Here is a 9,105-nt window from a genome sequence, read left to right as displayed (position 1 = left end):
TGGTTCTACGGTTCCGTTAACGTCTCCTACTAATGGATCGGCTGGGTCGTCGTCTAAATAGTTTGGTACGCCATCGTTATCGTCATCGGCACTTGGGTCACCTGGTCCTTCGGCTACGTCTAGAATACCATCGTTATCGTCGTCTTGATCACTTATGTCTGGTACACCATCTGAATCAATATCTGATCCAGTAACCGTAATAGTTATTAGAGCTTGTTCGCAAACTGCTACTCCACTTGCATCATTACAGACTTCATATATTATAGTTACATTTGTACCAAATTCTGTAACAGTTGGAGTATATGTAATCTCCCCTGTTGTTGGGTTTATCGAAATAGTTCCTGTAGCTGTACCTGTACCTGTATCTGTAACTGTTGTTACCCCAGCATTTGTTAAATCATTGTTATCTAGATAATCATCATTAACTAACACATCTATTATCACTGGTACTAGAACATCTGATGTTGCCGTATCATTATTTGCTGTAGGTGATCCTGGATTAGGGTCGGAAGGATCTGGATTACCATCTCCATCTGTATCGGCGACACTTACTGTAAAATTTATTGTTAATGAGGATACTGCTGTTGTACAACTAGTTAATGTATAATCAAATATATAAGTGCCAGTAATTAACCCGAAGCTATCCAATGTTCCTGCTCCTTGGTCAAAATTAGCTCCTGGAGAATCTGAACCTGCATTCAAACTCCATGTCCCTCCAACGTCTGGTGAGCCAAGGAGGTTTGTAAATAAATCAATAATTCCTGAAGTAGTATTTTCTGTAATTGTATTATTTGTTCCTGCATTTGGAGCAGATTGTACTGCTACTGTTACTGATGTTGTTGCATTTATTAAACATGGAGACATCGCGTTTACTGTATAATCAAAAGTATATGATCCGCCTGTAGTTGGATCGTAAGTTCCTGCTCCTGCATTGAAATCTCCTCCTGGATTGTCTGTAGAGCTTCCTGATACAGACCAAATTCCTCCCGCATCTGCTCCTGCTAATAACGTATTTAAGTCTACAACTGCATCACCTGCACATGCAAAATCATCTGTGCTTGTTCCAGAAACTGGTAAATCTGTAACTACAACTTGCATAACATCTTCTCCTCCACAAGCTGTACCATTGTCTGTGCTTAATCTAAACCATGTTGTTTCATTTACAACTACAGAAGGGGTTAAAGTTGCATTTTCAAAACCTGTGCTCCAAGGTCCAGTTGCACTATCTGTACTATAAGACCACTCATATCCTCCTGTACTATTTAACCCTACACCATTCTGTATATTTAGGGTTTCTCCTGCTACTACTGGTGATGTAAAAGGCACTTCATATATTGAAGCTGTACCGGGGTCACAAGAGCCATCATTAATTTGAGCTGCTGGTGTCCCGTCTGGGATTGTTCCACTAGTAAAAGTTGAAGTGTTTCCTCCTTCTGAAAAAGAAATAATTACTGAATCTATTTCACCTACATCTAGGTTTTCGCAATCATATACTTGAACTTTCCAACCTCCTTGTCTAGCATCATATCCTATAAATGGAGTAACATCTATAGGTGTTGCTCCTATAGCAGGGCTAAAAACTCCACATCCTGTAGTGTTATTTGAAGGGTCTGTATAATAGGCATTATAGGTTCCTGTTAGTGCTGGCCCTGCTCCACTACATGCATTGTTTCTAGAAAACTCACAAATGTCAAAAACAGGAAGTGTTGGCGTTATTGTTTGATCATTAGTAAAAGTTAAATTTACTGCATTATCTGCGGCATAACACGGGCTTCCGTTTTCATTTATTCCTAAGGGTATGGTAACTAATCCGTCTGGAGATACCATGTAATATCCTACATCAGAAATATATGTATGAGTTACATTAAATGTTACTGAAAAAATTGTTGAACTTGTTATTTTAAATGGTCTTTCTACTGGATCGTAGTATGTAAAAGTGGGATTATTTGCTGCTATACCACTTAAATTAACTGTATCTCCTGCACAGGCTGTTACATCTGCTCCTGCATCTGGTTGAATTTGTGTATTCCATACCCATGCTCTCCCTTCTTCTATTGTTCCTCCATCATTTCTTACTACTAAATAGCCTCCATCTGCTAGACCTGTTTGAATTCTTGTAGAATTTATTGCATAGTCAATATACGAGTTTGTTGCGGCATCGTATATATACCAATCATAAATTGTTCCTCCTCCTCCTGCTGGACATTCAAGCTGTCCTGTTCCTGCTCCTCCATCAAAAATAAAAATTGGATCGTCTGAATTTGCTGAAAAGATTGCACTTGTGTAACTAGTTGTTAATGTTCCACAATTTGAGGAAGCTGCTGGAGTTGTTAATGCTATTTCACTTCCTTCTAATTTTATAACCAATACTGTTGTTATAGCATCTGCACATGGACCTGTTCCTGAAACTACATAGTTAAAAGTCGAAGGCCCTAATGGTAAACTAGAGACTGTTATTACACTTCCTGATAAGGCTCCTGTTCCATCATTATCTATCCATGTTCCTCCTATGTCTTGAGAACCATCTAAAGCTGTTACTAAATCTACTGTTGTATCCGTAGTAAAAACATACAAAGGCCCTGAGGTAGATCCTGAATTTGGTGGATTTGTTAATGTTATAGTGGCTGTAACTGTAGCTGATGTGTTTCCAAAAGGATCTGTTACATTAATTTCTACAACTCTTGGTGTAGTTGTTTCTGGTGTTGCCGTTGAGTTTGTATAAACTAAATCGTCTAGTGTATTACGAAGTGTGTTTACATCTGCACTTTCATTAGTTACTATTAATGTAGTCGTTCCATTTCCTGTTACAGAAATCCCAGGAAAAATACCTTTTATACTCAATTCTTCATTCCCTACATCTTGTGGATTAGTAAGTGTTATTGTCATAAAATCTAATCCATGGGGAGCATTAAATACCGAAGTAGCTCCTGTTGTTGCTATGTCTATAAACTCAGAACTATTAGAACACCCAGGTACATCTATATTTATTCCTCCTGCTCCTGTTATATTGGTATCATCTAATCTTATATATGGAACTGGAGCTAAATCTAAAGTAAAAGGTTCTCCAGTTGCTGCTTCTGTTCCATCTGTTACATAATATTCTACTGTTAATGTGGTAATAGCAATATTACTTTGAACTGTCCAATATGTACCTGAACTTGTTATAGAACTTATTGACCCTATATGTATTTCAGAAGTGTTATTATTATTTATAAAATGTCCTGTTTGAGCGCTATTGAGTTCGCCATTAAATGCAGCTCCAGCGTCTGGACTAGCTATTTTTATATTCTCTGTTATTATTAATTCGCTATGTTCTTGAGAACTTAAAATTACATGTACTGGCTCACTAAATGTGTAAGTATATGTATTACCTGAGACACCTGTTGTTGCTCTAGAGTTATTAAAGCTATTTGTTAAAATCACGCTTGGTGGAACTGCATTAATACTTCCTCCTGTTGTAGCTGATCCTGCAGATGTTATATCTACTGTAACGTACGTTGTTCCATCTCCAATGGCTGAAAAACTACTAGTCTGAAAATTGTTTTCTGGTGTTGTCCCAGATAAACCTCCCCACGTTGTTATAACTTGAGCATTTAAATTAAACGAAATTACACTTATAAACATTATAAATACAATTGTTTTAATTGGCTTTAATACACTTATAGTATATTCTTTTTCTTGAAAAGTATAGTGTTTTATCTCATTGTAAAGCATACTATTTATGCTTCTTTCAAGACTATTTTTTCGTAAATAATTTATTTTACTTTCTAAGCTTTGTTTTTCATTAGCTTCTTCAAAAAACTGAATTATTTTTGAATAAATAATAAGAAAATATGTTAACATAATAATCGGTTTTATTAATAATATTGATGTTATCCTGCCTCCTATTGTTTGCTCTCCAAAGTTTACAATAGTGGTCTTATTTTTTACTTGTAACTATTTATTTAGTAGAAACCTAAATTGATTTTATAATTCTTATTTTATATGTTGTTTAGATACTTGTATAATTTTCAATATAGTAGACTAATGTTATTGATGATGTAAATAATTATTATAAAATAGATGATTATTTTTAATTACCCATAATCATAATTATTATTGTCTATACTCTTTTTTTTATACTCATTATTGCTTTCTAGCTGGAAGGCATTTAAGAAGATTGAGGAATTTTTTTTAAGAAAAGAAGTCTCTTTATTACATTTTTCTTTCTGTATGCAAAAAAATGAAATTTGATAATTAAAGAATGTGTAATTTTCCTTACCTTGTGGATTATTTCCATTATGGAATTTTATCATCCATGTAAGGATTGAATTAATATATATAATCATAATAGTCTATTTAATTATTTAAATTGATTGTTATCCTAGCCCTGCTTTTGTTTGCTCTCCAAAGTCATCACAATTGCGGGGTTTATATTTTATAGCTTATTTATAATAAATAAACCTCAAGAAAAATAATTTAGCCAATTAAACTTACTATAGTAGTATATAATTTTAATAAATGAGATAGTTTTCATATTTCAGGATGTGTTAGTTTAGTTAGTTGGTATTTTTTAGCAATCTATGAGATTAATAGTTTAGGGGGAAGAATCTCACTTTTATAAAGTTATTTATTTTTTTAACTAAAATAGAACAGTAATTTACGTATTAGACGAAATGCATAAATAATCGTTGAAATACATGTTTCTTTATAAATTTCATTATCCTTGCTGTATTTTTTACATTAAAAATAAAAAATATACTAAAAAAGCGATTTCATTATATAATGAAATCGCTTTTTTAAAACTTTATGTTTACTTATTAGTTTTCTGTTATTATAAACTCGCTACGTCTATTTTGCTGATGCTCATTCTTAGAACACTGTATGTTGTTACTACAGCGATTTACCAATTGTGTTTCTCCATAACCTTTACCAGAAAGTCGACTTCTTGAAATCCCTCCTTTTTCTACAATCCAATTTATAGTTGAAGTATTACGCCTTGATGATAATTTATTGTTATATACATCTTCACCCCTAGAATCTGTATGAGATTTTACATAAATTTTTACTGTTGGATACTTTTTTAAGTAATCTATTACTTTTTGTATTTCTATTTGCGCATCTGGGCGTATGTTAGATTTATCGTAATCGAAATATATTGGTTTAAGGTCTAATAATTTAAATAAATCTTTACCAACAGATGCTGCAGATGTATCTGGTGTTAAGTTTAGTTTTAAAACAACGTCTTTATTATCATTTGGTTTTATTTTAAGTTTTATTGTTTCTTGAATAAAACCATCTTTTGATACTATTACTTTGTACGTTTGTTTTTTACAATCTGCTTCGTAACTAAATACACCATTTTTATCAGATGTAAGATTTTTAACTTCTATTCCTTTTTCATTAACCACTGCTACACTTGCATATTCTATTATTTCATTCGTCTCTTTATTTATTGTTGTTCCAGATATTAACTTAGTACAAAATTCTCTTTTAAATTTATATATATCATCATCTCCTTTTCCTTTTAATCTATTAGATGTTAAATAACCAATATTAGTAAATTCATCTATTATAAATTCGAAATCATCTCTAGAACTGTTTATTGGTTTTGCAAGATTTATTGCCTCAGCTTTTGCATCGTCTAGACGTTTCATAAAAATATCTAAACCTCCTAAACCTGGCCTTCCATCTGAAGAGAAATATAATGTTCCATTATTACTAATATAAGGAAAGTTTTCTCTTCCTTCTGTATTTACTTTATTTCCTAAATTTTTAGGTTCTCCATAAGTACCATCTTCATTTATATCAACTACAAAAATGTCTGAATTTCCTAATGTTCCAGGCATATCGCTGGCAAAATATAGTTTTGTTTCATCTAAACTTAGTGCTGGGTGTGCTACATTATATTCATCACTATTAAAAGGCATACTTTCTATATCATTCCACTCACCATCTACTAAAGTTGCTTTAAAGATTTTTAATCCATTTACTTTTTCACTACTCTCTCGTGTTTTCCCTTTGTAATAATTATTTCTCGTATAATACATTGTTAATCCATCTTTTGTAAAAGAGGTAGACGATTCATGATATTTTGTATTTATTTTTTTAGATAATGGAATTACATTTGTAGAAGAATCAGCCTTATAATATAAATCTAGAAATGGTTGCTTATTCCATTGGTATAATTTTCCGTCTCCTCTTGAAGAAGCAAATACAATTCCACCTTTATAAAAAGATGTTCCAAAGTCTGAAAAACGTGAGTTAAAATCTAAATTATTTAATTCAAATTCTGCAGATAATTCTTCTATTCTTTCTAAATATCTTTTTGATTTTACAAATAAAACAGAACGCATATCTTCAGGTTTTAACTCTGCAAATTTATTCATATACTTATTTGCTTCTTCATAATTACCTAATGCTTTTAGACTCATAGCATATCTGTAATAATACTCATACTCAACGACTGTATCGTCTTGAGAGAGTAATACTTTGTACCACTTTGACGCTTCTTCCATTTTAGCATTAAAATAATAAGCGTTACCTAACTTTTGCAACACTTCGGGTGTTGTATTACCAGATTCAACTAGCTCTAATAATACCTTAGTAGATTCTACATACGAAAAACTATTATATTTTTTATTCGCTCTTTTATTAGACTGCCCGAAAGTAACATTAAAGACCAATGTTAATATCGTTAATATGTATATTGTTTTTTTCATCTGTTTTCTATATCTAGTTTTTTAGAAAAATCTTGGTGATAATATCTTATCTGGTTCATTTAAGAATTCGAATCTTAAGAAGACTTCAAAAGATCCAGATTGAAACTCTGTTCTACCTAAAGCTGTAATTTCTCTATCGTAAGCAAAACCGACCATTATACCATCTGTAAATTGATATCCTACTAACCCGCTAAATGCTGCATCCCATCTATAAGCAACTCCTAAAGTTAATTTTTCTCTTAAAAGAAAATTGGCCGTTAAATCTGCTTGTAAAGGAGCTCCTGTAACTGCTTTTAATAGAAATGCTGGCTTAAATTTTAAATCTGCATTTAAATCGAAAACATATCCCCCTATTAAATAAGCATTCATTCTTTCTCTAGCTTGTGATAGTGATGCTTCGTCAAAATGAGTTGTTTCTAATAAATTTGGAACAGATAAACCTAAATACCATTTATCTCCCTTTCTATAATATACTCCAGCTCCAACATTAGGTGAAAATTTGTTTTTTATATCATTTTGTAAAAGTAGGTCTCCTGAATTGTATGCTGATAATTCTGAATAAGCTACATCTAATAAATGTCCTCCTCCTTTTAAACCAAAAGAGAGTTTTCCTTCTTCTGAAGTATTAATTGTATAAGAAAAATCTATATCGAAATACGTTTCGTGTGTCGGTCCTATTTTATCATTTATTATAGAAAGTCCTAATCCTACTTTCTTATCTTCTCCTATTGGAGAATGTAAATTAAATGTTTGCGTGCGTGGAGCTCCATCTAACCCTACCCATTGAGAACGATGTAAAAGTAACCCACTTAAAACATCTCTAGATCCTGCATAAGCAGGATTCACACTCATTGTATTATACATATACTGTGTATACTGAGCATCTTGCTGTGCTTTACTTTCTCCTATAAAAATACAGCTTATAAGGATTATTAATATTGCTATTTTATTTTTCATTGATAATTATTTTTAAGAGGTAGTAAATTACTACTACCTCTTTATTTTTTAATGTATTAACGTTGTATGTATAGATAACCTGCTCTTGATTTTTCTTCGCCTGTAGTATCATTTGTATATTCTAATACATAGAAATAAGTTCCAACTGGTAATAATTCATCTTGTTGTATTGTTACTCGACCGTTAGATTCTCCTCTAAAGAAGTTTCCGTTCTGTCCATAACCTTTTGTCTTGTATACTATTACTCCCCACCTGTTGTATATAGTAACTGTGTTATTAGGGAATAATTCTATATTACGAATAGTGAATACATCATTATCTCCATCTCCATTAGGTGTAACTGCATTGAATACTACTAAGTTATCATCGTCTAACATAGGATTATCTAATTCTAAATAATCTGGCAATCCATCATTATCACTATCTACTCCATCTCCTCCAAATCCAATACCATCTCCATTTGGATCTGCTCCTTCAATTAGAGTTATTAACCCATCGCCATCATCATCTGTATCTAAGTAATCAGGAATTCCGTCTCCATCGGTATCATCATTAGTAGGATCATTGTCTCCTGTTGGATCTACTTCTCCATCTGAGTTATCTGTATCTCCATAATCCTCATTGATAGTATCTACTCCATCATTATCATCATCTGGATCTAACCAGTTAGGAATTCCATCTCCGTCGGTATCCCCATTAGGGAACTCTACACCATTAGGTACATTATCATTATCACAATCGCCATTATACCATTCCATAGATTGAGCAACATCTACACTCGTTGTTATAAACTCACATGGATTGTTTGGGTCTGTTCCATCCATTATTTCTACACCATTAGTAACACCATCTCCATCACAATCTATCGTTAAATATTCATCTGTTGGATCTAATGTGACATCTTCAATATTGAAATCACATGGATCAGTTGGGTCTGTTCCGTTTGGTCCAGGAATCCCATCTCCATCTGGGTCAATTTCATCGCCATTTGTTACGCCATCGCCATCACAATCTGCATTCAAGAAATCTCCATCCTGCGTTAATGTTATATCTGATGCATCGAACTCACATGGGTTATTCCAGTCTGTACCATCTGGGCCTGGTGTTCCATCACCATCTGGGTCTATCTCATCGCCATTTGTTACCCCATCGCCATCGCAATCTGCATCTGCAAATATTGGGTTATTTAAATCTTCGTCTCCTAATGTTCCGTCATCTGTACATGGATCATTTGGATCTGGATCGATACCATTTGGTGTTCCATCGCCATCACAGTCTGCTGCATCCCAATCACCTCCTTGTGGAAGTGTTACGTTTGTTTCATCAAACTCACATGGGTTATTCCAGTCTGTACCATCTGGGCCTGGTGTTCCATCGCCATCTGGATCTATCTCATCGCCATTTGTTACCCCATCGCCATCGCAATCTGCATCTGCAAATATTGGGT

General features: G+C 33.2%; 3 protein-coding genes and 1 pseudogene. All 4 read right to left on the bottom strand.

Annotated elements, in window-relative coordinates; all coding sequences use genetic code 11:
- Positions 1–3,843: pseudogene (locus ACVC2P_RS09280) on the bottom strand (hypothetical protein); the annotation flags it as partial.
- Positions 3,844–4,799: 956 nt separating this feature from the next.
- Positions 4,800–6,701 carry an OmpA family protein gene (locus ACVC2P_RS09275; RefSeq protein WP_452598196.1) on the bottom strand — a complete coding sequence of 634 codons (1,902 nt, stop codon included), beginning with the start codon at positions 6,699–6,701 and terminating at the stop codon, positions 4,800–4,802.
- Between the two features lie 21 nt (positions 6,702–6,722).
- Complete coding sequence (locus tag ACVC2P_RS09270) at positions 6,723–7,658, bottom strand: PorP/SprF family type IX secretion system membrane protein (RefSeq protein ID WP_452598195.1); 936 nt, start codon at positions 7,656–7,658, stop codon at positions 6,723–6,725.
- Between the two features lie 56 nt (positions 7,659–7,714).
- On the bottom strand, positions 7,715–9,105 hold a 1,391-nt coding region (locus ACVC2P_RS09265), incomplete at its 5' end, for a T9SS type B sorting domain-containing protein (RefSeq protein WP_452598194.1).

This window comes from Pontimicrobium sp. MEBiC01747, from assembly GCF_053601635.1.
The sequence above is the reverse complement of the archived record's forward strand: the minus strand, read 5'-3'. Positions and strand labels throughout refer to the sequence as shown.